The 23,665-nt window shown below is 71.2% G+C and carries 28 protein-coding genes, 3 tRNA genes and 1 pseudogene; 25 read left to right on the forward strand and 7 right to left on the reverse strand.

The annotated features are described in order from the left end of the window. Positions 1-21: 21 nt before the first annotated feature. The gene (gene hutG / locus SA2016_RS01845) at positions 22-1,002 is read right to left on the reverse strand and encodes a formimidoylglutamase (RefSeq protein ID WP_066494684.1); all 981 of its coding nucleotides are present in this window, start codon (positions 1,000-1,002) and stop codon (positions 22-24) included. 162 nt (positions 1,003-1,164) lie between these two features. Here hutG and SA2016_RS01850 point away from each other — a divergent pair. From SA2016_RS01850 to SA2016_RS01860, 3 genes and pseudogenes are all read left to right on the forward strand, one after another. Beyond that, positions 1,165-3,277: pseudogene (locus SA2016_RS01850) on the forward strand (elongation factor G-like protein EF-G2). A 40-nt stretch (positions 3,278-3,317) separates the two neighbouring features. Beyond that, positions 3,318-3,641: a PadR family transcriptional regulator gene (locus SA2016_RS01855; protein ID WP_066494686.1), complete on the forward strand. Its 324-nt coding sequence runs from the start codon at positions 3,318-3,320 to the stop codon at positions 3,639-3,641. Further along, positions 3,638-4,426 (forward strand): permease prefix domain 1-containing protein, encoded by a 789-nt coding sequence (locus SA2016_RS01860; RefSeq protein ID WP_066494688.1) that lies wholly within the window; start codon positions 3,638-3,640, stop codon positions 4,424-4,426. Before SA2016_RS01855 ends, SA2016_RS01860 begins: the two co-directional genes overlap by 4 nt. On the opposite strand, the gene SA2016_RS01865 is transcribed toward SA2016_RS01860, so the two are convergent. Further along, positions 4,404-4,970 carry an NADPH-dependent FMN reductase gene (locus SA2016_RS01865; protein ID WP_066494692.1) on the reverse strand — a complete coding sequence of 189 codons (567 nt, stop codon included), beginning with the start codon at positions 4,968-4,970 and terminating at the stop codon, positions 4,404-4,406. The two genes, SA2016_RS01860 and SA2016_RS01865, sit on opposite strands and share 23 nt — an antisense overlap. Positions 4,971-5,080: 110 nt before the next feature. Then, a complete protein-coding gene (locus SA2016_RS01870) occupies positions 5,081-6,514 on the reverse strand; it encodes an NCS2 family permease (RefSeq protein ID WP_066494694.1) in 1,434 nt (477 codons plus the stop codon). A gap of 124 nt (positions 6,515-6,638) precedes the next feature. Between SA2016_RS01870 and SA2016_RS01875 the strand changes: the two genes are divergently transcribed. Next, positions 6,639-7,286, forward strand: coding sequence for a copper resistance CopC family protein (locus SA2016_RS01875; RefSeq protein WP_066494695.1), 648 nt, complete (start codon positions 6,639-6,641; stop codon positions 7,284-7,286). A gap of 10 nt (positions 7,287-7,296) precedes the next feature. Here the strand turns inward: SA2016_RS01875 and SA2016_RS01880 are convergent, their stop codons facing one another. Further along, entirely contained in the window at positions 7,297-7,926 is a 630-nt protein-coding gene (locus SA2016_RS01880) for an FAD-dependent monooxygenase family protein (RefSeq protein ID WP_229710701.1), read from the reverse strand. Between the two features lie 286 nt (positions 7,927-8,212). On the opposite strand from SA2016_RS01880, the gene SA2016_RS01885 reads away from it, so the two are divergent. Continuing rightward, positions 8,213-9,253: a universal stress protein gene (locus SA2016_RS01885; RefSeq protein WP_066494697.1), complete on the forward strand. Its 1,041-nt coding sequence runs from the start codon at positions 8,213-8,215 to the stop codon at positions 9,251-9,253. A gap of 238 nt (positions 9,254-9,491) precedes the next feature. Here SA2016_RS01885 and SA2016_RS01890 read toward each other — a convergent pair whose 3' ends face one another. Next, positions 9,492-9,866 (reverse strand): metallopeptidase family protein, encoded by a 375-nt coding sequence (locus SA2016_RS01890; protein WP_066494698.1) that lies wholly within the window; start codon positions 9,864-9,866, stop codon positions 9,492-9,494. 63 nt (positions 9,867-9,929) lie between these two features. On the opposite strand from SA2016_RS01890, the gene SA2016_RS01895 reads away from it, so the two are divergent. From SA2016_RS01895 to SA2016_RS22705, 5 genes are all read left to right on the forward strand, one after another. Beyond that, positions 9,930-10,002, forward strand: a tRNA-Glu gene (locus tag SA2016_RS01895). Between the two features lie 82 nt (positions 10,003-10,084). Beyond that, a tRNA-Asp gene (locus tag SA2016_RS01900) sits at positions 10,085-10,158 on the forward strand. Positions 10,159-10,208: 50 nt separating this feature from the next. After that, a tRNA-Phe gene (locus SA2016_RS01905) sits at positions 10,209-10,281 on the forward strand. A 133-nt stretch (positions 10,282-10,414) separates the two neighbouring features. Beyond that, positions 10,415-10,729: an SRPBCC family protein gene (locus tag SA2016_RS01910; RefSeq protein WP_066494699.1), complete on the forward strand. Its 315-nt coding sequence runs from the start codon at positions 10,415-10,417 to the stop codon at positions 10,727-10,729. Next, the gene (locus SA2016_RS22705) at positions 10,690-10,863 is read left to right on the forward strand and encodes an SRPBCC family protein (protein ID WP_157089100.1); all 174 of its coding nucleotides are present in this window, start codon (positions 10,690-10,692) and stop codon (positions 10,861-10,863) included. Before SA2016_RS01910 ends, SA2016_RS22705 begins: the two co-directional genes overlap by 40 nt. Positions 10,864-10,881: 18 nt before the next feature. On the opposite strand, the gene SA2016_RS01915 is transcribed toward SA2016_RS22705, so the two are convergent. Beyond that, a complete protein-coding gene (locus SA2016_RS01915) occupies positions 10,882-12,300 on the reverse strand; it encodes an MFS transporter (RefSeq protein WP_066494700.1) in 1,419 nt (472 codons plus the stop codon). 121 nt (positions 12,301-12,421) lie between these two features. Here SA2016_RS01915 and SA2016_RS01920 point away from each other — a divergent pair, with 121 nt between their 5' ends. The 15 genes from SA2016_RS01920 (at position 12,422) to SA2016_RS01990 (ending at position 22,763) form a co-directional block, all read left to right on the forward strand. After that, on the forward strand, positions 12,422-12,970 hold the full coding sequence (locus SA2016_RS01920; RefSeq protein ID WP_066494701.1) for a TetR/AcrR family transcriptional regulator: 549 nt from the start codon (positions 12,422-12,424) through the stop codon (positions 12,968-12,970). An 80-nt stretch (positions 12,971-13,050) separates the two neighbouring features. After that, the gene (locus tag SA2016_RS01925) at positions 13,051-13,485 is read left to right on the forward strand and encodes an Asp23/Gls24 family envelope stress response protein (protein ID WP_066494702.1); all 435 of its coding nucleotides are present in this window, start codon (positions 13,051-13,053) and stop codon (positions 13,483-13,485) included. Further along, on the forward strand, positions 13,482-13,673 hold the full coding sequence (locus SA2016_RS01930) for a hypothetical protein (protein WP_066494703.1): 192 nt from the start codon (positions 13,482-13,484) through the stop codon (positions 13,671-13,673). The genes SA2016_RS01925 and SA2016_RS01930 overlap by 4 nt, the downstream gene beginning before the upstream one ends. Positions 13,674-13,759: 86 nt before the next feature. Beyond that, on the forward strand, positions 13,760-14,110 hold the full coding sequence (locus SA2016_RS01935; protein ID WP_371326642.1) for a hypothetical protein: 351 nt from the start codon (positions 13,760-13,762) through the stop codon (positions 14,108-14,110). Beyond that, a complete protein-coding gene (locus SA2016_RS01940; RefSeq protein WP_066494705.1) occupies positions 14,103-14,732 on the forward strand; it encodes a DUF6286 domain-containing protein in 630 nt (209 codons plus the stop codon). Before SA2016_RS01935 ends, SA2016_RS01940 begins: the two co-directional genes overlap by 8 nt. Then, positions 14,729-15,373: a hypothetical protein gene (locus SA2016_RS01945; RefSeq protein ID WP_066494707.1), complete on the forward strand. Its 645-nt coding sequence runs from the start codon at positions 14,729-14,731 to the stop codon at positions 15,371-15,373. The genes SA2016_RS01940 and SA2016_RS01945 overlap by 4 nt, the downstream gene beginning before the upstream one ends. A gap of 122 nt (positions 15,374-15,495) precedes the next feature. Continuing rightward, positions 15,496-15,876 (forward strand): hypothetical protein, encoded by a 381-nt coding sequence (locus tag SA2016_RS01950; protein WP_066494708.1) that lies wholly within the window; start codon positions 15,496-15,498, stop codon positions 15,874-15,876. A gap of 233 nt (positions 15,877-16,109) precedes the next feature. Continuing rightward, positions 16,110-17,402 carry an ABC transporter substrate-binding protein gene (locus tag SA2016_RS01955; RefSeq protein WP_371326643.1) on the forward strand — a complete coding sequence of 431 codons (1,293 nt, stop codon included), beginning with the start codon at positions 16,110-16,112 and terminating at the stop codon, positions 17,400-17,402. A gap of 91 nt (positions 17,403-17,493) precedes the next feature. Then, the gene (locus SA2016_RS01960) at positions 17,494-18,498 is read left to right on the forward strand and encodes a carbohydrate ABC transporter permease (protein WP_066494709.1); all 1,005 of its coding nucleotides are present in this window, start codon (positions 17,494-17,496) and stop codon (positions 18,496-18,498) included. Position 18,499: 1 nt separating this feature from the next. Beyond that, a complete protein-coding gene (locus tag SA2016_RS01965; protein ID WP_066494711.1) occupies positions 18,500-19,381 on the forward strand; it encodes a carbohydrate ABC transporter permease in 882 nt (293 codons plus the stop codon). Between the two features lie 17 nt (positions 19,382-19,398). Further along, on the forward strand, positions 19,399-19,653 hold the full coding sequence (locus SA2016_RS01970) for a hypothetical protein (RefSeq protein WP_066494713.1): 255 nt from the start codon (positions 19,399-19,401) through the stop codon (positions 19,651-19,653). A gap of 38 nt (positions 19,654-19,691) precedes the next feature. Further along, entirely contained in the window at positions 19,692-20,714 is a 1,023-nt protein-coding gene (locus tag SA2016_RS01975) for a LacI family DNA-binding transcriptional regulator (protein ID WP_066494714.1), read from the forward strand. A 71-nt stretch (positions 20,715-20,785) separates the two neighbouring features. Further along, positions 20,786-21,706, forward strand: a complete 921-nt coding sequence (locus SA2016_RS01980; RefSeq protein ID WP_141305736.1) for a hypothetical protein — start codon at positions 20,786-20,788, stop codon at positions 21,704-21,706. A gap of 29 nt (positions 21,707-21,735) precedes the next feature. Then, complete coding sequence (locus SA2016_RS01985) at positions 21,736-22,182, forward strand: phage holin family protein (protein ID WP_066501839.1); 447 nt, start codon at positions 21,736-21,738, stop codon at positions 22,180-22,182. Next, positions 22,179-22,763 (forward strand): DUF3618 domain-containing protein, encoded by a 585-nt coding sequence (locus SA2016_RS01990; protein WP_066494719.1) that lies wholly within the window; start codon positions 22,179-22,181, stop codon positions 22,761-22,763. The genes SA2016_RS01985 and SA2016_RS01990 overlap by 4 nt, the downstream gene beginning before the upstream one ends. A gap of 28 nt (positions 22,764-22,791) precedes the next feature. On the opposite strand, the gene SA2016_RS01995 is transcribed toward SA2016_RS01990, so the two are convergent. Beyond that, positions 22,792-23,625, reverse strand: a complete 834-nt coding sequence (locus tag SA2016_RS01995; RefSeq protein WP_066494723.1) for a DUF8083 family protein — start codon at positions 23,623-23,625, stop codon at positions 22,792-22,794. Positions 23,626-23,665 lie beyond the last annotated feature (40 nt).

Raw genomic sequence — 23,665 nt, forward strand, 5'->3', positions numbered from 1 at the left:
ATTGCATAAGGTACTTATGCATCATCCGAGGAGGGTGTCCACGAGCCGCGCCGCGACCCGCGCGGTGCGCCCGTCGACGTCGAAGGCGGGGTTCAGCTCGGCGATGTCGGCGTGGAGCAGCTTCCCGCTCGCGGCGATCCGGCGCACGACGGCGATGATCACCTCGAGCGGCACGCCCACCGCTGCGGGGGCGGACACCCCCGGGGCCACCGGGGCAGGCAGCACGTCGAGGTCGATCGTGAGGTAGAGCGCGTCCAGGTCGGCGAGGAAGTCCTCGACGAACGACTCCGCGGTCTCCCACGTCGTGTACTCGTCCAGCAGGTAGCGCACGCGCAGCTCGTCGGCCCGCTCGAACAGCGCGCGGGTGTTGTTCGGCGTGGAGATCCCCAGCACCGCGTACTGCAGCTCGCGGCCCTCGGCGGCCTCGGCCCGGGCCATCTGGAGGAACGGCGTCCCCGAGGTCGCCCGGTCCTCGCTGCGCAGGTCGAAGTGCGCGTCGAGGTTGAGGACCCCGACCCGGGCCCCGCCGGTGCGCTCCGACTCGGTCAGGCCGAGATAGCTCGCATAGGCCGTCTCGTGGCCCCCGCCGAGCCCCACCGTGAGCGCGCCGGCGTCCAGCGCCGCGGCGAGCGCGGACCCGAAGCGCTCCTGGCCGCCCTCGAGGTCGCCGGGGACCTCGTCCCTGCCGGTGGCCACCGCCACGTCCCCCGCGTCGAACACCTCGCGGTCCAGATGGAAGGCGAGCGGGCCGAGGGCCGCGCGGATCGCCCCCGGCCCCTCGGCGGCACCGAGCCGGCCCTTGTTGCGGCGCACGCCTTCCTCCGAGCGGAAGCCGAGCAGCACGGCGGGGCGGGACCGCTCGCCGTCGTGCGCTGCGACCGCCGCGGAGAGCGCCTCGGGCGAGTAGGGCCGCACGGCCTGCCACCAGCGGCGGTGCTCCGCGGAGTCGCCGTCGTTGCGGCCGGACCAGGGCACGCGCGGGATGTCCAGGGGTTCGCTCATCCTCCCAGCACACCGCATCGGACCGGACCCGCGCCAGTGCCCGCCGCCCTTCATGTCCGGGCCTCCGGATTCGGTGCCGACGGCCACTCGCCTCAGGGCCGCACCGGGGGCAGGATAGGGGACACCATACGGCCGGCTGGGGAGCAGGAGCAGGAGGAACTCATGTCGGGCAGAGGGACCAACGGGGCCGCGAAGGCTCCCGTCTCCGCGGACCGTCCGGAGCTGATCCGGAATGTGGTGCTCGTGGGCCACTCGGGCGCGGGGAAGACCACGCTCCTCGAGGCGATCCTCGCCTCGGCCGGGGCGATCGCGCGCCGGGGCACCATCGCGGACGGCACCACAGTGGGGGACTCGGACCCTGCCGCCGTGCACCAGCAGCGGTCCGTGGCGCTGTCGCTCGCTCCGGTCATGGCGGACGAGACCAAGGTCAACCTCCTGGACACCCCCGGATACGCCGACTTCGTGGGCGAGCTCCGCGCGGGGCTGAGGGCCGCCGATGCCGCCCTGTTCGTCGTCTCGGCCGCCGAGGAGGTCGACGCCGCGACCGTCGCCCTGTGGGACGAGTGCGAGCGCGTCGGGATGCCGCGCGCGGTGGTAATCAGCAAGCTCGACCACCCCCGCGCGGACTACGCCGCCGCCCTCGCCCGGTGCCAGGGAGCCTTCGGCGAGTCGGTGCTCCCGCTCTACGTCCCCATGGGGCCCGGCGGCGCGCCGAGCGGCCTGCTCGGCCTGCTCACGCGAACCGTCTCGGACTACCCGGACGAGGCGGCGCCTCCGGGCACGCAGCCCGAGCTGCGCCCCGGCACCGCCGAGGAGATCGCCGGCTGGGACGGGGAGCGCGGGGCCCTCATCGAGGGCATCATCGCCGAGAGCGAGGACGAGACCCTCATGGACCGTTACCTCGGCGGGGAGGACATCGGCCTGGACACGATCATCGGCGACCTCGAGAAGGCCGTGGCCCGCGGCTCGTTCTTCCCTGTGGTGCCCGCCTCGGCCCCCACTGGCCTCGGGACGGCGGAGATCCTGGAGCTGGTCCGGCGCGGCTTCCCGTCCCCTGCCGAGCACGCCGTTCCCCCGTCACGGACCTCGACGGCACGCCGGTCAAGGGTCTGCGCTGCGATCCGGACGGGCCGGTCGTGGGCGAGGTCGTGCGGACCACCGTGGATCCGTTCCTGGGCCGTGTCTGCCTCGTGCGGCTCTTCTCCGGCACACTGCGCGAGGACACGCCCGTCCACGTCGCCGGGCACGGCCTGGCCGAGCGCGGGCACCCGGACCACGACGCCGACGAGCGGCTCGGGCACCTCTACACCCCGTTCGGCGCGACGCTGCAGTCCGCCCCTACGCGGTGGCGGGCGACCTCTGCGCGGTCGCGCGGCTGGGGGCCGAGACGGGGGACACCGTCTCGGCGCGCGAGCGGCCCCTCCTGGTCGCGCCGTGGGAGATGCCGGAGCCGCTCATGCCCGTGGCCGTCGAGGCCGCCTCACACGGCGACGAGGACGCGCTCGCCAAGAGCCTCGCGAAGGTCGCCGCCGGGGACCCCACCCTGCGGGTGGAGCGCAACCCGGAGACCCATCAGCTCGTGCTGTGGTGCATGGGGGAGGCGCACGCGGAGGTGGTGCTGGACCGGCTGCGCGACCAGGGGGTCAAGCTGCAGACGGTCGACGTCGTCACGCCCCTGCGCGAGACGTTCGCCGCCGCCGCGGCCGGCCACGGCCGCCACGTCAAGCAGTCAGGGGGCCATGGCCAGTACGCGATCTGCGACATCGAGGTCGAGCCCCTCGGGCGCGGCTCCGGCTTCGAGTTCGTGGACCGGATCGTGGGCGGCGCCATCCCGAGGCCGTTCGTCGAGTCCGTGGAGAAGGGTGTGCGGGCGCAGATGGCCAAGGGCGTGGCGGAGGGCTTCCCCGTGGTGGACATCCGGGTGACGCTCGTGGGCGGCAAGACGCACAGCGTGGACTCGTCCGACGCCGCGTTCCAGGCCGCCGGGGCGCTCGCGCTGCGCGAGGCCGCCGCCTCCGCACGGATCCAGCTGCTCGAGCCGGTCTCGGCCGTGACCATCAGCGTCCCGGCCGACTACGTCGGCGCGGTCATGAGCGACCTCTCCTCACGGCGGGGCCGGCTCACCGGGACCACCTCCGCCGGGGAGACGACCGAGATCAGCGCCGAGGTGCCTGACGCGGAGCTGCTGCGCTACGCCGTCGAGCTGCGCGGGCTCACCGCCGGCACGGGGACGTTCCGGCGCGAGTACCTCCGCCACGACCCCGTGCCGCACTGACCCTTGCAGGGCGGTCCCCGTGACCCTAGATTGTCTAGGTATGGGACGCAGCGGCGTGAACGGACAGCTTGACCTCCTCCTCCTCGCTTCGCTCGGCGCGGGCGAAGCGCACGGATATGCGCTGATTGCGCGCATCCACCAGCGCAGCGGCGCGCAGTTCGAGCTCCAGGAGGGTTCGGTCTACCCGGCGCTCCACAAGCTCGAGGCGGCCGGATGGGCGGCGAGCCGCTGGGCCGACGCCGCTCCGGCGCGCCGCCGGGTCTACTCCCTCACCGCGGCGGGCCGCGCGGAACTCGAGCGCAGGACCCGGGAATGGGACGGATTCGCCTCGGGCGTGCGCGGCGTCCTCGGAGCAGCGCAGTGAATCCGCGGCCGGAGGATGCGGGCGCCATCGACGCCTACCTCGATGAACTCTTCGCCGCGGCACGGGACTCCGAGCCCGCCGCCGCCCGCCGGCTGCTCGCCGAGGCGGAGTCGCACCTGCGCGAGTCGGCCGGCCGCCTCATGGCCCAGGGCCTGAGTCCCGAGGACGCCGAGGCGGAGGCCGTGCGCCGCTTCGGGCCGGTGGGGGCCGCGACCTCGGCGCTCCGGACGCCGCTGCGCTCCCTCGGCCGACTGCCGCTGCGCGCCCTCATGCGGCCCGCTGTGGGGCTGGCGGCCATCGGAGCGATCGCCGTGGGCCTCAGCGGCATTCTCTCCGAGGTCTTCGGACGGCTGTGGGGCGCGGGATTCGTCTCCGGCGATCTGCCCGGAGTCGCCTACACCGCCGCGCGCTGCGCCGTCCTGCAGGCGCCGTATCCCGGTCTCGACTGCGCCCAGGCGGCCGCCGAACACCACTGGGGCGAGGTCGTCGAGGGCCGGGTGTTCCTCGGTGCTGTCGGCCTCGTGCTCCTGGCCCTGTGGAGGATCCTGCCCCAGGATGTGCCCCTCCCGGCGGGGGTCGTCCCTGCGCTCGGCGCCGCGGCCTTCCTGCTGGCATCCGCGGCGACAGGCCTGGCCGCTGGAACGGCCGCCGTCCAGGGCGGCCAGGGGGTCGGCGCGTGGCTCAGCGCCACGAGCGTTGCACTTCCGCTCGGGATCGCCTTGGGGATCCTGGCCCTGGCCGGCCTGCGCCGCCAGGGTGGCCTCAGGCCCGGGGCAGCACGGTGAGGACCCGCTCGACGAACAGCGCGAACTCTTCCATGTAGTGGCGCAGGAACTCCTCCGTGCCCGCGTCGCCCACCTCGCCGTCGTCGCTGAACACGCCGGGCAGGAACTGGATGTACGCCTCCGGGGCGCTCATCTGCGGCGAGTTGCAGAACGAGAGGACGGCCCGCAGGCTCTGCTGGGCGAGGGCCGTCCCGATCTTGCCCGGCGACGCGCCGATGACGGCTGAGGGCTTGTGGTTGAACGAATTGGTGCCCCAGGGGCGGGAGGCCCAGTCGATGGCGTTCTTCAGCGAGCCCGGCATGTCCCGGTTGTACTCGGGCGTGACGAACAGGACGGCGTCCACGCGCTCGATCGCCTCCTTGAGGGCGCGGGCCTCGGGCGGGTAGTTGGCGTCGAGGTCCCGGTTGTAGAGCGGGAGGTCCCTGATGGGGATCTCCTCGAAGGCGAGAGAGTCGGGGGCCAGGCGGATGAGCGCCTTGGACAGCGTGCGGTTGATCGACTTCTGGGACAGGCTGCCGATGAAGTAGCCGACGGTGTAGGCCATCGCGCCAGCGTACGACTGCGCGAGTGCGGACCGGAAGGTCCCGGAGGAGGAAACACCAACGGCGGGCCGGCCCTGAGGAGCCGGCCCGCCGCCGTCGTGCGCGATGTCCGCTAGAAGCCGAGGACCTTCTCCACCGGCCCGATCCCGAAGAAGATGAGGAATGCCGCGGCGACGGCCCACATCAGCGGGTGGATCTCCCTGGCGCGGCCCTGGAAGAGGCGCACGAGCACGTAGGAGATGAAGCCCGCGCCCAGGCCGTTGGCGATCGAGTAGGTGAAGGGCATGAGGCCGATCGTGAGGAACGCCGGGATCGCGATCCCCAGATCGTGCCAGTCGATCCTCGCCACCTGCTGGAACATGAGGAAGCCCACGATCACGAGCGCCGGGGCCACCGCCTCGAACGGGACGAGGTTGATCAGCGGGGTCAGGAACATCGCCAGGATGAGCAGCGCCCCGGTGACCACGGAGGCGAGGCCGGTCCGGGCGCCCTCGCCGATGCCCGCGCCCGACTCGACGAAGATCTGGTTGGAGGAGATCGAGGTGCCGCCGCCGGCGATCGCGCCGAACGCGTCCACGAGGAGCACGCGGTCCACGTTCGGGATCTGGCCGTTCTCGTCCATCGTCCCGGCCTCGCGGGCCAGGCCAACCATGGTGCCCATGGCGTCGAAGAAGATGCTCAGCAGGATCACGAACGCCATGAGGAGGGCGCCGAGCGTGCCCAGGTGCGCGAACGCCCCGAGCGGGTTGGCCTGGCCGAAGAGACTGAGGTCCACGGGGGCGACGCTGCCGAGGCCGGGGACCACGAGGGACCAGCCTGCGGGGTTGGGCGCCTGGCCCGGGGCGACGGACGGGCCGACGTGGAAGACGAGCTCGACGATGTTCGCGAGGATCGTCGCGGCGATGATGCCGATCAGGAGCGCGCCGCGCACCTTGCGGACCATGAGGGCGATCGTGAGGACCAGGCCCACCACGAACACGAGCGTGGGCCAGCCGATGAGCCGGCCCGCATCGCCGAGGCCCAGCGGCACGGTGGTGCCCGCGGCGTCCGGGATGCGGCGCACGAAGCCCGCGTTGACGAGACCGATGAGGGCGATGAAGACGCCGATGCCCACCACGATCGCCGTCTTGAGCCCCTCCGGCACCGCCTTGAACACGGCCGTGCGGAAGCCCGTGAGCACGAGCACGAACATGACCACGCCGGCCACGAGCACGAGGCCCATCATGTCCGGCCACGTGACGTTCGGGTGGGTGGCCACGGTCACGGCCACGAACGCGTTGACGCCCAGCCCCGTGGCGAGCGCGAACGGGTGCTTGGCCCACACGCCCATGAGGATGGTCAGCACCCCGGCCACGAGGGCGGTCATCGCCGCCACGCGGGGGATCCCCAGGTGGTTCCCCGCCGCGTCGGCCCCCGAGAGGATGAGCGGGTTGAGGACCACGATGTAGCTGAGCGCGAAGAACGTCGCGAGGCCGCCTCGGATCTCGCGGGACACCGTCGAGCCGCGCTCGCTGATCTTGAAGTACCGGTCCACTGCCGATGCCATGGGCGCTCCTGATGAAGGGTCAAAGGGTGTGTGGGGTGGGGGCTTGACATCCCGGGCAGCCGGAAGGCCGGGTCAATACTACTCGCCAGTTGTGAGGCCCCCGGCCGAAAAATAGGCTGGTGTGATGCAGATCCTCCGAAGCCTCGGCGTGTCTTCGGCCCGTGCCGCCGCGGCGGCGTCGGCGGCCCTGGCCGCCCTCGCGCTCGTCCTCCTGGCCCCGGCCCCGGCGGTCGCCCACGATGCGCTGGAAGGCTCCGCGCCGGCGTCGGGCGCCACGGTGGCCACGGCTCCCGCGGAGGTGCGGCTGGATTTCGGCGAGGCACCCCTCGGCGTCGGCGCGCAGGTCATGGTGAAGGACCCCGCCGGGACGGACGTCTCGGACGGCGCTCCCGAGGTGGTCGACCGCAGCGTCCACCAGAGGCTCCGCGCCGGCGTCCCGGCCGGCGCCTACACCGTGGTGTGGCGCGTGGTGAGCTCGGACTCGCACCCGATCGAGGGCACCCTCACCTTCACGGTCGCCCGGGGAAGCACGACGCCGGCCTCCGGCGCCGCCGCGTCCGCTGCGCCGGCCACCCCGCCCGGGATCCAGGCCTCCCAGCCGGGTACGCCCCAGACGGCTCCGCCCGCCCCGGCGGCGCAGGCAGAACCGTTCCCGTGGATGATCGCGGTGTTCGCCGTGGTCGCCGTGGGCCTTCTCGCCGCGCTCGGCGTGGGCGCCCGGCGCCGGCTCTCCCGAGGGGACGAGGGGCCGGAGGGCCGCGCCGAGGACTGAGGGCCTGGACTCAGGCGGGCTGGAGGCCGGCGCCGACGCGCGCCGACACCTCGGCGCCCACGTGCTTGGCCTGCAGCAGCACCTCGCGCGTGCTGGGTGCGGCGAGCCCTGTCACCCCCACGAGGTAGAGGCCGATCTGCCCGAGGGCCTCGAGCAGGTGCTCCCCGAGGGAGTAGCCGAGGTCCGCGAGGAAGCGCCGCAGCTGATTGTGGGCGCAGCGGGTGAGGACCACGGCGTCCGCGTACAGGACGCCCGCGTCCGTGCGCACGGCCCACCGCGCCGGGGCATCCGGCTCCGGGGACTCGACGAGGGCGAGGTGACGGGCGGTGAGCTGATGGCGCACGTCGAGGCCGTGGCTCACGGCGTGCTTGCGGAGGTGCCGCAGCACCTCGAGGTACTCCATGGACTCGGCGCTCGAGAGGTCTGCGACCCTCAGGGCGCACGTGGCGGTGGTGGGGGCCGAGCTCTCGAGGCCGTCCACCGTGACGGCGGCCACGGCGTGGCGGGCGAGTTCGGCGGCCACCGCGAGCCCCGACAGGCCCGTCCCGATCACGACGGCACTGGTCGACTCGGCGACGGGGTCCTCGCCCTGGAGTGCCCGGGCCTGCGGGTCCGGCACATCCTCATGGCTCGACGGCATAGGCACGGGGCTGGTCCTCCTGCGGAATGGCACGGTCGGTTGCTGCTCGCGCGGTTCCCCCGACTTGCTTGCAGAACACCACCCCGCATCCGAAAGGATCGTTCCAGAACGGGGTGACGCACTCGACCCTACAGAAACTCGACCCTACAGAAAATCGGGGCGCTTCGGTAGACCGTTCCGTGACCTTGCGGAGGGTTCTCAGGATGGCCTTGACCGCCCCTGTGCGACGGGGGACATTGGCCGTGTGGGGCCCGTGTTAGGCTCCCAGCGAGTCGAGGAGGATGCCATGGACGCCCAGCTCCACCCCCAGGACGATGCGGCCGGAGGCGAGCCGGCCGAGGCCGATCTCCCCACCGGGATCGTGGTCGGCGTCGACGGCTCCGAGCATGGCCGGTGCGCCCTCGCGTGGGCTGCCCAGGAGGCCCGGCGGCGTCGGCGGCCCCTCCACGTGGTGACGGCCTACAGCGTTCCCCTCTTCGCGGCCTCGGGCCTGGACGGCGGCTACGCGACCTTCGACGACACCGTGATCCGCGACGGCGCCGAGGCCGTCCTCAAGGAGGCAATCGAGCAGCTCGGCGACGTCGAGGGCCTCGAGGTCACCTCCTCCGTCGAGTCCGGCGACGCGGCCGGAGTGCTCCTCGAGTTCTCCAAGGCGGCGGAGCTCCTCGTGTTCGGCTCCCGCGGGCGCGGCGGCTTCGTCGGCCGGCTCCTCGGTTCCGTCTCGAGCGCCCTCCCGGCCCATGCGCACTGCGCCACCGTGACCGTCCCGCTGCGCTTCGCGGAGCGGATCGGCGGCGTCATCGAGGACCGGCACATCCGCGAGGAGCAGTCCAAAGAGGGGCCGGTGCACGTCGAGGACGTGGTGGCGGTCGGCGTCGACGGGTCCGACCAGGCCCGAGTTGCGGTGCTCATCGCGGCCGAGGAGGCCATGATGCGGGGTGTGCCGCTGCGGGTCGTCTGTGCCGTGCCGCAGTTCAGCGGGAGCCTGGCGTGGGTGCCCGCCCCGGTGGACCGGGAGCAGCTGTTCCAGGACATCCGCGCCCAGCTCAAGGCCGGGACGGCGTGGCTCCAGAGCCACTTCCCCGACCTCGAGGTGCAGACGAGCCTGCTCGACGGCGCCCCCGTGGACGTGCTCGTGGACGTCTCGCACACGGTGGACCTCCTCGTGCTCGGCACGCGGGGCCGCGGCGGCTTCACGGGCATGCTGCTCGGCTCGACGACCGACGGCGTCCTCCACCACGCGAAAGGCCCCGTCATGGTGGTCCCGGACCGTGCCGACGAGCGGCTCGCCGACCGGTCGTCCTTCGGGCCGATGCTCGCCCCCTAACCCCCACCTCCGTTTCGGGTACGCATCTCGACGGCTTTTTCCCGTTTCGGGTACGAGGCGGCGGAGCTTCCGGCCGCCGTCCGCGCGCACGACGCCGGCCGCTCGCCCAGGCGCGACTCCGAGCGGCAGCCGGGTGGCCGGCGTCGTACCCGGAATGCCCGAGGGGCGACGAGATGCGTACCCGAAACGGAGGGGAAGGCGGCCGGGTACCGGGGCAGAGAAGGGTGGCCCTGGTAGGTCAGCCCCAGCCCAGCTCGTGGAGACGGGCGTCGTCGATGCCGAAGTGGTGCGCGAACTCGTGCACCACGGTCACGAGCACCTCGTGGACGACCTCCTCGCGGGTGGAGCACACCTCGAGGATCGGCTCGCGGAAGATCGTGATCCGGTCCGGGAGCGAGCCGGCCGCGTACCACTCGCCCCGCTCGGTGAGCGGTGTCCCCTCATAGAGGCCCAGCAGGACTGTGTCCGGGTCCTCGTGCTCGCCCGGAACGTAGGTGTCCTCGATGAAGACGACCATGTTGTCCATGTGCTTGGCGACCCTCCGGGGGATCCGGGCGAGGGCGGCGTCCACGGCGGCCTCGAACTCGTCTTCGCCCATCCACGCCGCGCCCATACGGGCCACTCTACTGATTTGTCTGGCCAGAGAGCCGGGCCCTATAGTTTGATGGTCTGGCTGGCCCCCATCGTCTAGTGGCCTAGGACACCGCCCTTTCACGGCGGCGACACGGGTTCGAATCCCGTTGGGGGTACGCAGGATGAGGATTTGGGGTGGCCCCGAAGGGTCTGCTAGGATCTAAGTCTTGTGAGCGGGGAACAAACCCGCGAAAACGAGGCCCTGTAGCGCAGTTGGTTAGCGCGCCGCCCTGTCACGGCGGAGGTCGCGGGTTCAAGTCCCGTCAGGGTCGCTTCGGCGACATGGCCCACGGTCTGTTGCCTTTCGGTGAGAGATCATCGAGGCTCTGTAGCTCAGTTGGTAGAGCGTTCGACTGAAAATCGAAAGGTCACCGGATCGACGCCGGTCGGAGCCACTTCACAACAGAGGCCCCCGCAACTGCGGGGGCCTCTGTTGCTGTCTCCTGCCTGCCCGGCCCCGCGGGTGCAGGGCAGCTGCCGGGCCTTTGGGCAGTGGCCGGGTGCTGGCCGCCGCTCTAGCGTCATTCCATGGGACACATCAAGGTGGGCACCTCCATTGACGCGCCGGTCGAGCGGGTGGTCGAGGTGGCGGCGGATCCGAAGCACTGGGCCTCGTGGTGGGTGAACCTGGGCGAAGCCGAGAAGATCGAGGGGGACGGCGGCGCGGGCACCGTCGTGGAGCACAAGTACCTCATGGCCGGGGTCCCCTTCCACGTCACGACGCGGGTCGCCGAGAGCGGCCCGACCCCGTCTGGCGGCCACCGCATCCGCATCGAGTTCGAGGGCCCCTCCGCGGATGGCAGGTGTGGGACTACGAGCCGAACGGGGCCGGAACCGAGGTGACGGCGGAGTTCGACTACAACGTGCCCGGAAGCGCCATCGGGAAGTTCGCGGACGAGCTCATCATCGAGCGGATGCAGGAGCGGGCGCGCGAGCAGACGCTCGAGAACCTCAAGCTCCTGGTCGAGGCGGGCTGAGCGTGTCCGCGGCCGCACTCACGGCCGCCGAGGCCTGAGCGACAGCCCCACTGCAGCCACGAGCGCGAGGCCCGAGAGGACGGTGGCGGAGACGAACCCCGCCCGGCCGCCGACGAGGACATCGCCGGGGACCGCGAAGGCCGCGTAGGTCGACGCGACGATGGCAAGGCCCACCGCGCCGCCGAGCTGCTGCATGGTCTGGAACAGCCCCGACGCCGCCCCGGCGTGCTCTGGCTCGACGTTCCGGAGCGCGAGGGTGGTGAGCGGCATGAAGGTCATGCCCGCGGAGATCCCGGTGGCGATCAGTGCGCCCACGACGACGGGGAACGGGGTGTGCGCCCCGATCTGGGTGAGCGGGACGAACCCGACGACGCGGAGCAGGGCGCCGAAGGCCACAAGCCGCTCGGCGCCGAAGCGCTCGAGCAGTCGGGGGATGACCCGCGACATGGCGAAGACGCTCAGCGGCATCGGCAGGAAAGCCAGCCCGGTCACGAGCGGGGACAGGCCCAGGACGTCCTCGAGGTACTGGACCATGAGGAAGAACATCGCGAGCATGCCGCCGTACGTCGCCGCCATCGCGGCGAGGGCGCCGACCCGGCTCGGGCTGCGCAGCAGTTCGGGGCGCAGCAGCGGGTGCGCTACGCGGCGCTCGGTGATGGCGAGTCCGACCAGCAGCGCAGCACCCGCGGCCAGCCCGCCGAGCGTCCGGACGTCCGTCCAGCCGTGGTCGGCCGCCTGGAGGAGCGCCCACACGATGGCGACGGCGCCGCCCGTCGCCGTGACGGCGCCGAGCACATCGAAGCGGCCGGACCGGCGCGGGGTCTCAGGGACGAGCCGCGGGACGGCCACGAGGATCAGGGCGCCGATGGGCACATTGATGAAGAGCGTCCACCTCCAGCTGGCTGCGTCGGTGAGGACGCCGCCGAGGATCAGTCCCAGCGCGCCGCCCATGGAGGCGATGGCGGAGAAGAGGGCGAGCGCGCGGTGGCGCGCGCCGTCGTCCTTCGCGGAGGTCGTGACGAGCGCGAGCACGCTCGGTGCGGCGAAGGCGGCGCCGAGGCCCTGGAGGGCTCGGGCCAGAACGAGGAGGAGCGGTGACGTCGCCAGGCCCCCGAGCAGGGAGAAGGCGGTGAAGGCCGCGACACCGATGAGGAAGGTGCGGCGGCGCCCGAACACATCCCCGACCCGTCCTCCCAGCAGGAGGACGCCGCCGAAGGCGAGCGCGTAGGCGTTGAGCACCCAGCTGAGCTGGGCGGGGGAGAAACGGAGGTCGGTGGCGATGTGCGGAAGGGCGACATTCACCACGGTTGCGTCGAGGACGAGCATGAGCTGGGCGAGCATGACGAGCCAGAGGCCGATGCTGGCGGCGCGGCGGGGATGTGCTGCACCCGCGGACTGGGTCGCTGCGGGCGCGCGGACGGCGATGGGTTGCGGCATGGGGAAGTGTCCTGTTCTGGCCGAGGGGCTGACGTACACTAAAGGGGAGAGATCCTCCGGTTAGAACTATACGGAGACACTCTCCGTTTGGCAACCGTGCCCGAGGAAAGGTGTGTAGCCCGTGCGTGCTGACGCCCGCCGCAACCGCGATCGCATCGTCGAGATCGCTCGCGCCCTGTTCAAGGACAAGGGCTTCAGCGGGGTGTCGATGGACGAGGTGGCCAAGGCCGCAGGGGTCGGGGCCGGCACCCTGTACCGGCACTTCCCCACCAAGGAGGCCCTGTACGACGCCGTGCTCGAGGCCTGGACGGACAAGGTGAAGGCCGCCGTGGACCGCGCCCTCGGACTCGACGGCTCCGCGAGGGACAAGCTCGTGAGCTGGTTCGGCGACTACGTCGACCTGCTCAATGGCCACAAGGGCGCGGCCGCGCGCATCACCCTCGCGCTCGGCGACCCCGATTCTCCGTTCGTGGCGAAGTGCACGCGGTACCTCGGTGCCAACCAGCGCGTGATCGACGAGCTGGGGCCCGCCCTGCGCCCCGGGGTGAGCGCCATGGAGATCTCGCGCCTCGTCGGCGCCGTGGCCGCCGTAGCGGACGCGAGCGCGCTCGATCCGGACGAGGTCGGCTCGATGCTCGGCGTCGTCGCGGACGGCCTCGTCGCGGCCTGAAAGCTGTCCCGCGCGGGCCTCGGGCCCAGTGTCGGCGGCGCGTACTAAGGTAGTGCGCAGAGGCGACGAGGGGAGGCCGCATGACCCAGGAACCAGGCGCGGTCGGTGCTGAGTACGGCGCTGCTGTCGGCGCCACCGGACGGACCGTGGTCCATGAGAACGCTGTGGCCAAGGTCGCCGCGGCAGCCGCCCGGTCGGTCCCCGGCATCCATTCCCTCGGGTCCTCGCCCTCCCGCGCCCTCGGAGCGATCCGCGAGGCCGTCGGCCCGGCGCTGAGCGACCATGCCGCCGGCGTCCGCGCCGAGGTCGGCCAGGCGCAGGCGGCCGTGGACGTCACGCTCGTGGCCGAGTACGGGGTCCCGCTGCAGCAGCTCGCCGATCAGGTTCGCGCGGCCGTCTACCGCGCGGTGGAGGGGCTCACCGGGCTGCAGGTGATCGAGGTCAACGTCGAGATCGCCGACGTCTTCATCGGCGAGCCGCGCCAGGGCGCCAAGCCCGGAATCGAGGTGCAGTGAGTCTGGTCGTCGTGGGCATCGGCGCAGGAGCGTTCCTGGCCTTCATGTCCTTCCAGTTCGGTGTGTGGGGCTTCCTCGTCTCACTCCTCTTCATGGCGATCGGCGCGGCGCTGGGGAGGGCCGCCGAGGGGCGGCTCGACCTGCGGCGCGTCTGGGAGGCGCTGCTGGGGCGGCGATCCTCCTCGTGATCCAGATGCCTCTCCCGGGCGGCGGGGCGTTCGTGCCGGCGCCGCCCGCGCGTCCCCCCGGCAGCGCTCACGCCGGCCTCAACCGGGTGAGCACACAGGCCCTGACGAGTCTCGCGCAGGCGGCCGCCGCGGCCGAGCTCGGCATCCGCCCCGGTGACGTCCGGGCGGACTGGTCGGACGACGCCGGCCTGCTGGCTCTGCGGATCGTCGCACCGGTGGCGATTCCGGACCTCTCGGAAGCGGGTGCGCCGGTGGACCTCTCGGCCTGGGGCGGAAGCGTCTGGGAGCGCTGTGCCGCGGCCAAGGGCCGCATCCTCGATTCCGTCGCGCGGCTCAGCGGCACGACCCTCTCGCGCGTGGACATCCGCGTCTCGGGCATGCGGGCGGAGCGGCGGCCCGCGGTCCTCGGCCGCTCCGTGGGGGTCCCGCATGGCTGAGCGCCGCGCCGCCAGGGCTGAGGGCACCGCAGCGCCGTCGCCAGGCGGCGGCCATGGGCTCGAGTCCGCGGTCCGGCGCGAGACGAGCTCATCGCGGGCGTACGTGTCCGGCCTCGTTGCCCTCGTCGTGGCGGCCGTCTGCGCGTACGGCCTCCTCGAGTCCACGCTGCAGGCCGTGGGCCAGCCCGCGTGGCTCATCGATCCCGAGTCGGCGGCCCGCGCTGTTGCCGGGCTCCCTGCTGGGGCCAACCGCGGTCTCCTCGGGCTCGCCGGAGCGGTGCTCGCGATGGTCGGCCTCATCCTCATCGTCGTCGCGGTGCGGCCGGGGCGCCGGGGGCGCCGCTCGCTGCCCGGCGGTCGGATCGCCATCGTCGTCGACGACGAGGTGCTGGCCTCCGCGCTGGCGCGGCGCGCCCGGGCGGCCGCCGTGGTCCGGCCCGAACAGGTGAACGTGGTCATGACCGAGCGCGAGGCGATCGTCAACGTCCGCCCCACCTCGGGGATCCCCGTGCGGGCCGAGGACGTGCTCGCTGCGACCGAGGACGAGCTCGCCCGGCTGCGCCCGGAGCCATACCTCCAGCTGCGGGTACGGGTCGAGGGGGCAGGGGTGGTCGGCGCATGAACGGCACACCGAGGGCCCTCAACCGCGTCCTCATCTTCCTCTTCGGCCTCGTCCTGCTCGCCCTCGGGGCCCTGCTCGTGCTGCTGGCCGCCGTGCCCCCGGTGGCGTCCTGGTGGCACAGCTGGGCGCCGCCTGCCGCGGAGTCTGCGGGGACCGTCTTCACGGGGTCACGCGTGCCGGGGACCACGGTCTCCTGGCTCTGGCTCCTGCTCACCGTGGCCGCCGTCGTCGTCATCCTCCTCATGGTGTGGTGGGTCGCCCAGCAGGGGAAAGGGCGCAGCGACCTGGTCGCCGCGACCGGCCCCGACGGCGGCGCCGGGCCCGAGGGGGAGTTCGCCCCCGGCGAGGCTCGGGGCCGCGTGAGCATCGCCGCCGCCGCAGTGGAGCAGGCGGTGCGGGGAGCGCTCGCGCCGCGCAAGGACGTCCTGGGCAGCAGCGTGGTGGCCGTGGACTTCGAGGGCCGCACGGCCCTGCGCATCCGGCTCGTCGCGCGCCAGAGCGCGGACCCCGCCGCGATCGCCGAGGACGTCGAGGGCCTCGTGGACCGCCTCCGGCAGGTGGTCGGTGTCTCCGTCCCCGTGCTCCTGCACATCACCTCGGGCGCGCGCACCCGATTCAGCCGAGCCGAACGCGTCCGCTAGCGCCGCCCGAGCCGACTGAGGGGCTGCTTGAATCCCCGCAGCGCCACCGCCTAGCGTGAGGCGCGGGGGCGCATCCTCGCCCACGCCGAACTGGCCGGCACGGCCTCGACAGGAGGAAGCAGATGAGCGGGAACGGAACCGAGGGAGCGAAGGACGGCATCGAGGCCGCGGTCGAGAAGGGCAAGGAGTTCGCGACGGACGCGGTCGAGAAGGGCAAGGAGTTCGCGACGGACGCGGTCGAGAAGGGCAAGGAGTTCGCGACGGACGCGGTCGAGAAGGGCAAGGAGTTCGCGACGGACGCGGTCGAGAAGGGCAAGGAGTTCGCGACGGACGCGGTCGAGAAGGGCAAGGAGTTCGCGACGGACGCGACGGAGAACGTGAAGGAGTTCTTCTCCGGCGATGTCGGCCAGCACGCCAAGGACCTGGCCGAGGGCGTCAGCGGGAGCGTCAAGGATTTCGGCTCGAAGATCGCCGGCATCTTCACGGGAGACAAGGCCGAGTAGGCCAGCCGGCCCCCGGGCCGTGCGGGGGCGCTCTCTGGTTCAGCCAGGGGGCGCCCCCGCTGCGTGTCTGTCCCACCAGCCCCTTGCGTCCCGCTGGTGCGGCAGGTCACGGGGAGGAAACGATCTGCGTAAGCGCTTGCACAAATCCTTGCATCGCCCCTAGTGTGAGGTCCACCACAAATCACTGGGGCGGCGGAGCGTGAGCGCTGCCTCGACCGACACAGGAGTCGAGCATGAGAATCCGAACCTTCTCCAGATATGCCTCTCCTCTGGCCGCGGCAAGCGTACTGGTGCTGGCCCTCTCGGCCTGCAGCGGCGGATCCAGCGGGGGCGGGGGAAGCACCGGCGGCGGGGATGCAGCCAACAACCTCGACGGGCGCGGCCCGATCACCTACGTCCAGGGCAAGGACAACTCGAACGTCGTCCGTCCGCTCATCGACAAGTGGAACGCGGCCCACCCGGACCAGAAGGTCACCTTCAAGGAGCAGTCCGACCAGGCCGACCAGCAGCACGACGACCTCGTGCAGCACTTCCAGGCCAAGGACCAGAACTACGACGTCGTCGATGTCGACGTGGTCTGGACGGCCGAGTTCGCTGCGAAGGGCTGGCTCCAGCCCCTCAAGGACAAGATGGCCATCGACACCACGGGAATGCTCCCGGCGACGGTGAAGACCGCCACCTACAACGGCACCCTCTACGCGACGCCGCAGTCGTCCGACGGTGGCCTGCTGTACTACCGCAAGGACCTCGTGCCGAACCCGCCGAAGACGTGGGACGAGATGATGAGCATGTGCTCCATCGCGAAGCAGAACAACATCGGCTGCTACGCCGGCCAGTTCGCCCAGTATGAGGGCCTCACGGTCAACACGGCCGAGGCGATCAACTCGTTCGGCGGCAAGATCGTGGACGACTCCGGGAAGGCCGTGGTCAACTCGCCCGAGGCCAAGACGGGGCTCAGCAAGCTCGTCGACGCCTACAAGAACGGCAACATCCCCCAGGACGCCATCACGTACCAGGAGGAGCAGGGCCGCACGGCGTTCGAGAACGGCAAGCTGATGTTCCTGCGCAACTGGCCGTACGTCTACAACCTGGCCAAGACCGACGGCTCCTCGATGGTCAAGGACAAGTTCGGCATCGCCCCGCTGCCTGGCCAGAACGGCCCCGGCGCGTCCTCGCTGGGCGGCCACAACGCGGCGATCAGCGTCTACTCGCAGCACAAGGCGACGGCGCTGGACTTCCTGAAGTTCATCGCGAGCTCGGACACGCAGAAGTTCTACGCGACCCAGGGATCCCTGGCGCCGGTGCTCTCGTCCCTCTACACGGACCCGCAGCTGACGGCGAAGCTGCCGTACCTGCCGACCCTCCTGACCTCGATCCAGAACGCCGTGCCGCGCCCCGTCACGCCGTACTACCCGGGCGTCACGAAGGCCATCCAGGACAACGCCTACGCGGCACTGAAGGGGTCCAAGTCGGTTGACCAGGCCCTGACCGACATGCAGTCCGCCATCACCGCGGCGAGCCAGTAGCCGCTGCGGGGCGGGTGGTCCGGCGCCCTGCGGCGCCGGACCGCCCGCCCCCTTCCCAGAGCCGGCACAGTCCTCACAGAGGAGTCACACCATGTCCACTCAGGTCCCGCCCCGGGCCGCCAGCGAGGCGGCAACGCGCGAGCCGCACCACACCCCGGGCAAGGAGAGCGCCGACCGCAGGCAGATCACCCAGGGCCGCTCGGCCTCGATCCTGCTCCTGCCGACGATCATCCTGCTCGCGGTCGTCATCGTCTACCCGGTGGTCAACGCGATCATCATGTCCTTCCAGAAGGACGCCGGGCTGGTTAACGGCTTCTTCGTCCAAGGCGGGGCGGCCGGGTTCGACAACTACACCCACTGGCTCGCACAGCAGTGCAACGGCCAGTCGTGCCCCCCGGGCACCCTCGGGTCCCAGTTCTGGAACGCGTTCGGGACCACCTTCTTCTTCGCAATCGTCACCGTGGCGCTCGAGACCGTCCTCGGCTTCTGGATGGCGATCATCATGGCGCGGACGTTCCGCGGGCGCAGCGCGGTCCGCGCGGCCGTCCTCGTCCCGTGGGCCATCCCCACGGCCGTGACCGCCAAGCTCTGGTTCTTCATCTTCGCGGTCGACGGCATCGCCAACAGCCTCTTCGGCACCCACATCCTCTGGACGGGGTCCGAGTGGCCCGCGAAGTGGGCGATCATCATCTCCGACGTCTGGAAGACCACGCCGTTCATGGCACTGCTGATCCTCGCCGGCCTGCAGCTCATCCCGGACGAGGTGTACGAGGCGGCAAAGGTCGACGGCGCGTCGACGTGGCAGCGCTTCACCCAGATCACGCTTCCGCTCGTCAAGCCGGCCCTCATGGTCGCCATCCTCTTCCGCATGCTCGATGCGCTCCGGATGTTCGACCTGCCCTACATCATGACCCAGGGCGGCAACAACACCACCACCCTCTCGATCCTCGTCGTCGACCAGATCAGACAGGGGTTCAACAGCGCCGCCGCGCTCTCGACCATCACGTTCCTCGTGATCTTCATCGTGGCCTTCATCTTTGTCCGCTTCCTCGGCGCGAACGCCGTGGGCGCGGCCACCTCCGCGGGAAAGAAGTGACATGGCAGCCACCGCAACCCTTCCCCGGACCGCAGCAGCCCCAGCGCCGCGCAAGCGTTTCGTCTGGCGTTCGGTCCGGACCTACATTTCGGCCGCGATCATCCTCCTCTGGTGCCTCGCCCCGTTCTACTGGATGGTCGTCACGGCGTTCCGCGACGTGGGGTACACGTTCGATCCGACGTTCTTCTTCACCCACGTCACCTTCGACAACTTCAAGACCGTGTTCGACACGAGCCTGGGGAACCACTTCGCCCAGAACCTGCTCAACAGCTTCATCGTCGCGGGCGTCACGACGGTCGTGGCCCTTGTGGTCGGCGTCTTCGCCGCCTATGCGCTCGCCCGGCTCAACTTCCGGTTCAAGTTCGCCGTGATGGGCTTCATCCTGGGGGCGTCGATGTTCCCAGGCGTCGCGCTCGTGACGCCGCTGTTCCAGCTCTTCACCAACATCGGCTGGATGGGCACCTACCAGGCTCTCATCATCCCGGACATCTCGTTCACACTCCCGCTCACGGTGTACACACTGACCTCGTTCTTCCGCGAGATGCCGTGGGAACTCGAGGAGGCCGCGCGCATCGACGGGTGCACCCAGGGCGAGGCGTTCCGGAAGGTGATCCTGCCGCTCGCCGCGCCCGCGACGTTCACGACGGCGATCCTCGCCTTCATCGGGGCATGGAACGAGTTCCTCATCGCCAGCCAGCTGTCCTCCGACGCGACCAAGACGGTGACAGTGGCGATCGCCTCGTTCGCCGGCTCGCAGCCGCACGTGGAACCGTACACCGCCGTCATGGCGGCCGGCACCATCGTCACGATCCCGCTGGTGATCCTGGTGCTCGTGTTCCAGCGCAAGATTGTGGCGGGGCTCACCGCCGGTGCGGTCAAGTGATCGATCACCATGATCCGATGTCCATGGGTGGGGCGGCGTACCGCCGCTCCACCCCGCACAGGAAGGCCGTGATCGAGCAGTTTGAGATCTTCATCGGCTTCCTGGCCTTCTGGGGCCTGATCCTCCTCGTCGTGACCGTGTGGCTCGAGGTCACCGGCCAGCCCGCGCTCGGCTGGGCGCTCGGCCTGCTCGCCGTCCTGCTCGCGATCGCGGGCCTGTGGAAGCTGCGGCGCAGGGTGCTCCGCGGCGAGAAGGACGAGTTCAAGGGCTGATACTGGGCCGCCGCGGCGGCCTTCCCCGGGGAGGGAACATGGTAGGGATCGACGACGTCGCTGCCGCCGCGGGGGTGTCGACGGCGACGGTCTCGCGCGCCATCCGAGGTCTGCCGCGGGTCTCGCCGGACACCCGTGCCAGGATCCTCGCGACGGCCAAGGAACTGGGCTACGTGCCGTCCTCGGCCGCGTCACGGCTCGCGAGCGGCAAGACGCGCACCATCGGGGTGCTGGCCCCCTACGTGGACCGGTGGTTCTTCGGGAAGGCGATCGCGGGCGTCGACCAGGAACTGCACGGACGCGGGTACAACCTCTCCCTGTTCAATCTCGGGGGACGTTCCTCCCCGCGCGAGCGGCTCTTCAGCAAGGCCATGGTGCACAAGCAGATCGACGCGCTCCTGCTCCTGTGCATGTTCCTCCGCCCCGAGGAGATCGAGGACCTGCATGCGATCGACATGCCCCTCGTGGTGGTCGGCGGCCCGGTGCCCGGGTGCTCGAACGTGGGGATCGACGACTACCGCGCGGCGCGTTCCATCACTGAGCACCTCATCAACCTCGGCCACCGGCACATCGCACTCCTGCACGGGCAGGACGACTCGGACCTGAACTTCTCCGTGCCGCAGATCCGCGTCGAAGGGTTCAACGACGCCGTCCACGCGGCGGGGCTCGAGCTCCACCCCGACGCCTCGTTCTACGGCAACTTCACGGTCGCGAGCGGCGTCGAGGCCCTGCACCGTTTCGTGGCGCTGCCCGAGCCCCGGCCCACGGCAATCGTCTGTGCGTCCGACGAGATGGCCCTTGGCGTGCTCTTCGAAGCGCGGCGCCTGGGCCTGCGCGTGCCCGAGGACCTCTCGGTGGTGGGGATCGACGGCCACGAGATGGGGGCTTCGGCCGGCCTCACCACGGTGTGGCAGGATCCTCGGGCCCAGGCCCGCCGCGGGACCCAGATGCTGCTCGCCGAGCTCGGCGGCGAGACGGGGGCGGTCCACAGCGAAGTGGCCGAGCAGCGGCTCATCGTCCGGGAGTCGACCGCGCCGCCGTCGTCCGCGCCTTTCGTGTGAATTTCCGGGGATCGGGTATTCGACCATGCGTCAGGTACTCGACCTAGTGAAGATCGCGAAAGGAAAAGACCATGAGCGAATCTCTGTCTGGATATCCCGGAGGACCGGAGCAGTCACCATCCACCACGGACGCGGTGAAGGGCGAGGCCCAAGGGGTTGCGGGCGACGCGGCCTCCTCCGCTGGAGCCGTGGGAGGCGTGGCCAAGCAGGAGGCCACGAACGTTGCCCACGAAGCGAAGTACCAGGCGAAGGACCTCTACCACCAGGGGCGCCAGGAACTCATGGAGCAGGCGGCCAGCCAGCAGTCGAGGGCTGCCGAGGGGCTGCGCTCCATCCACCGCGAGCTGCACTCCATGGCCTCCAACAGCGAAGGATCCGGGGTCGGGACCGACCTCGTGCGCCAGGCGGCAACCCGCGCAGGATCCTTCGCGGACTGGCTCGACGCGAGGGACCCGGGCTCCCTCCTGGAGGAGGTCAAGGGCTACGCACGGCGCAAGCCCGGTGCCTTCCTCGCCATCGCGGCGGGGGCAGGCCTGCTGGCGGGGCGCCTTTCGCGCTCGCTCGCGGCGAACGCGTCCGACGGCGGGGCCCAGGCACCGTCGCGGTCCGCCCAGGTTCCGGCCCAGCCCACGCAGGCGCCGTCCCAGCCGGCTGCGCCCACTGCGGCGTACCCGACAGGTGAAGGCTTCCCGACCGACGGCAGCTACGCCGCCGGAGCGGGCGCCGGTGCCGGTGCCGGTGCCGGATCGGTGTACCCGCCTGTTGGCGCGTACCCCGAGGAGACGGGCTATGGAGCAGGAGCAGGCTACGGACAGGGCCTTGCGGGCGCCGGCGAGGGATACCCCGAGGAGACCGGCTACGCCGAGCAGGCAGCGGGTGCGGTGGGCAACCCCGACTATGCCGCCGGGCCCGAAGAGGTCGACGAGTACACGGGTCGGCACGCCTCCGGCCTCATGGAGCCGCGCGACCCGCAGCGGGGTGAGCTGCCGTGAGCCACAGTCCCGGGTACGAAACCTCCCCGGTGGCCGGGGGACCGGGCTACGCCCCGGGAGCCGGCGCCACACCGCCCGCCGAGGAGAAGGCCGCGACGAATTCGCTGGGCGATCTCGTCAAGGACGTCGCGGGTGACCTCTCGACCCTCGTGCGCCAGGAGCTCGAGCTGGCCAAGGCCGAGGCGCGGGAGACCGCGACCCGCGCGGGCAAGGGTGCAGGGATGTACGGCGGTGCCGGAATCGCCGGCCACTTCGTGCTGCTCTTCCTCTCCCTCGCCCTGTGGTGGGCCCTGGGATACTACCTCGTCGGTCTCGGCTGGTCGGCCGTGATCGTCGCCGTGCTCTGGGGCATCGTGGCCGCCATCCTGGCGGTCCGGGCCAAGAAGGAGCTGCAGGCTGCCAAGGGCCTGCCGCGCACCGCGGAAACCGTCAAGAAGATTCCTGAGTCGCTCAAGCCGAGTGAGGAGCCACGATGAGCCAGAACCCCGAAGAAGTCAGGCAGAACATCGAGCAGACGCGCGCGCGGCTGGGCTATGACGTGGACGCCGTGGCCGACAAGGTCACCCCGTCCCACATAGCGCACCGCCAGACCGAGAAGATCAAAGGGGCGATGACGGACATGAAGGACAGGGTCATGGGAACCGCCGAGGACGCAAGGGCCTCGACCAGGGACACGGTCCACGGGGCGGGCGACACCGTGGGGCACGCGCAGGAGGGCGTGGTCCGCAAGACGCGGGGGAACCCCCTCGCCGCAGGGCTCATCGCCTTCGGCGCCGGCCTGCTCGTCTCCTCGCTCGTCCCGGCCAGCGAGAAGGAGCAGGAGCTCGCCGACACCCTCAAGGACAAGGCACAGCCGCTCACTGAGCAGGTCACGGGCGCCGCGCGCGAGGTGGCCGACCACCTCAAGGCGCCGGCCCAAGAAGCCGTGGCCTCGGTGAAGGGCACCGCTGCCGACGGCGCGCAGAACGTGAAGGAGGAGGCGCAGACCCAGGGCGACTCCATGCAGGGCCGCGTCCAGGAGGCCCGCCAGAACGTGAGCGACGCCAGCAGCAGCTGACGGGCGCCCACCGGTCTTCCAGTTGGCCTCAGGAAGCGCGGGCCAGCTGGCGGATCGGGATCCACCGGGAGGCGAGGCGCCGGTAGGCGGCAGCGGCGCCCGTCATGTCCCCTTCGGCCAGGCACTCGATGCCGAGGAGGACATCCGTCGGAGAATCATCGGGGAAGACCCTGTCTGCCACGCTCCCGTAGTCGAGCTCGACCATCGAATCGGGGCTGAACTCCTCGAGCCACTCGGTGAGGGTCGTGAGTTCGTCCAGCAGATTCATCTCGGGCGCGGCGAGGGCGAGATTGGCGACCGCGAAGCGCGCCCGGCTGATCGCCTTGGCCCACGTGGCGGTGATCCGCACGGTCGCCACATGGTCGTCCTCCTCGACGACGTCGGTCGGGTCCCCTTCATGGAACAGCACGAACCAGCTGAACGGGATGCCCCAGAGCGACTCTCGCGTATTGATCCGGGGTGTCCCGGGCTCTTCGGCAAGCCGGTCCACCCGCTCCTGGTGCCGGGCGCGCGCCGTCTCGGGAAGCAGGACGGACGCGAGGGGAGCGGGCGCCGTCGTCAGCACCGACTCGGCGGCGAGCCCGGAGCGCAGGACGAGCTGGGACGGGCAGTAGACCGTCTTCCCATCCGCCGTGATGCTCCGGGTGAACTCTGCGCGGCCGTCCGGGAAAGGGTCGCCCGACTGGCGGGCGATGCGGCGCAGCGCGTCCTCGGCCTCGGCCCGGTCGAGCTCGTTCCGCCCCTGCTCCGAGAGCCCGCGTCTGATCCTCTCCTGCTCCTCGGCAGTGAAGGCGGAGAGGGGTTCGTACACGCGCAGCTGGGAGGCGAGAGGGCGCCCCGCGCGGACGCGCCGCGCGCTCATCCCGTTCCGCTCTTGGCGCGTGCGGGCGCGGATGCCGCGG

Source organism: Sinomonas atrocyanea (assembly GCF_001577305.1).
Taxonomy (GTDB): Bacteria; Actinomycetota; Actinomycetes; order Actinomycetales; family Micrococcaceae; genus Sinomonas; species Sinomonas atrocyanea.

What these genes read in the sequence shown, in the direction of transcription:
- SA2016_RS01950 (WP_066494708.1), top strand. Translation starts at nt 15,496, where the DNA reads ATGAGCGGGAACGGAACCGAGGGAGCGAAGGACGGCATCGAGGCCGCG.
- SA2016_RS01890 (WP_066494698.1), bottom strand. Translation starts at nt 9,866, where the DNA reads ATGGGCGCGGCGTGGATGGGCGAAGACGAGTTCGAGGCCGCCGTGGAC.
- SA2016_RS01975 (WP_066494714.1), top strand. Translation starts at nt 19,692, where the DNA reads ATGGTAGGGATCGACGACGTCGCTGCCGCCGCGGGGGTGTCGACGGCG.
- SA2016_RS01885 (WP_066494697.1), top strand. Translation starts at nt 8,213, where the DNA reads ATGGACGCCCAGCTCCACCCCCAGGACGATGCGGCCGGAGGCGAGCCG.
- SA2016_RS01945 (WP_066494707.1), top strand. Translation starts at nt 14,729, where the DNA reads ATGAACGGCACACCGAGGGCCCTCAACCGCGTCCTCATCTTCCTCTTC.
- SA2016_RS01915 (WP_066494700.1), bottom strand. Translation starts at nt 12,300, where the DNA reads ATGCCGCAACCCATCGCCGTCCGCGCGCCCGCAGCGACCCAGTCCGCG.
- SA2016_RS01990 (WP_066494719.1), top strand. Translation starts at nt 22,179, where the DNA reads ATGAGCCAGAACCCCGAAGAAGTCAGGCAGAACATCGAGCAGACGCGC.
- hutG (WP_066494684.1), bottom strand. Translation starts at nt 1,002, where the DNA reads ATGAGCGAACCCCTGGACATCCCGCGCGTGCCCTGGTCCGGCCGCAAC.
- SA2016_RS01970 (WP_066494713.1), top strand. Translation starts at nt 19,399, where the DNA reads ATGTCCATGGGTGGGGCGGCGTACCGCCGCTCCACCCCGCACAGGAAG.
- SA2016_RS01910 (WP_066494699.1), top strand. Translation starts at nt 10,415, where the DNA reads ATGGGACACATCAAGGTGGGCACCTCCATTGACGCGCCGGTCGAGCGG.
- SA2016_RS01955 (WP_371326643.1), top strand. Translation starts at nt 16,110, where the DNA reads ATGAGAATCCGAACCTTCTCCAGATATGCCTCTCCTCTGGCCGCGGCA.
- SA2016_RS01980 (WP_141305736.1), top strand. Translation starts at nt 20,786, where the DNA reads ATGAGCGAATCTCTGTCTGGATATCCCGGAGGACCGGAGCAGTCACCA.
- SA2016_RS01925 (WP_066494702.1), top strand. Translation starts at nt 13,051, where the DNA reads ATGACCCAGGAACCAGGCGCGGTCGGTGCTGAGTACGGCGCTGCTGTC.
- SA2016_RS01865 (WP_066494692.1), bottom strand. Translation starts at nt 4,970, where the DNA reads ATGGCCTACACCGTCGGCTACTTCATCGGCAGCCTGTCCCAGAAGTCG.
- SA2016_RS01855 (WP_066494686.1), top strand. Translation starts at nt 3,318, where the DNA reads ATGGGACGCAGCGGCGTGAACGGACAGCTTGACCTCCTCCTCCTCGCT.
- SA2016_RS01880 (WP_229710701.1), bottom strand. Translation starts at nt 7,926, where the DNA reads ATGCCGTCGAGCCATGAGGATGTGCCGGACCCGCAGGCCCGGGCACTC.
- SA2016_RS01870 (WP_066494694.1), bottom strand. Translation starts at nt 6,514, where the DNA reads ATGGCATCGGCAGTGGACCGGTACTTCAAGATCAGCGAGCGCGGCTCG.
- SA2016_RS01960 (WP_066494709.1), top strand. Translation starts at nt 17,494, where the DNA reads ATGTCCACTCAGGTCCCGCCCCGGGCCGCCAGCGAGGCGGCAACGCGC.
- SA2016_RS01995 (WP_066494723.1), bottom strand. Translation starts at nt 23,625, where the DNA reads ATGAGCGCGCGGCGCGTCCGCGCGGGGCGCCCTCTCGCCTCCCAGCTG.
- SA2016_RS01875 (WP_066494695.1), top strand. Translation starts at nt 6,639, where the DNA reads ATGCAGATCCTCCGAAGCCTCGGCGTGTCTTCGGCCCGTGCCGCCGCG.
- SA2016_RS01940 (WP_066494705.1), top strand. Translation starts at nt 14,103, where the DNA reads ATGGCTGAGCGCCGCGCCGCCAGGGCTGAGGGCACCGCAGCGCCGTCG.
- SA2016_RS01965 (WP_066494711.1), top strand. Translation starts at nt 18,500, where the DNA reads ATGGCAGCCACCGCAACCCTTCCCCGGACCGCAGCAGCCCCAGCGCCG.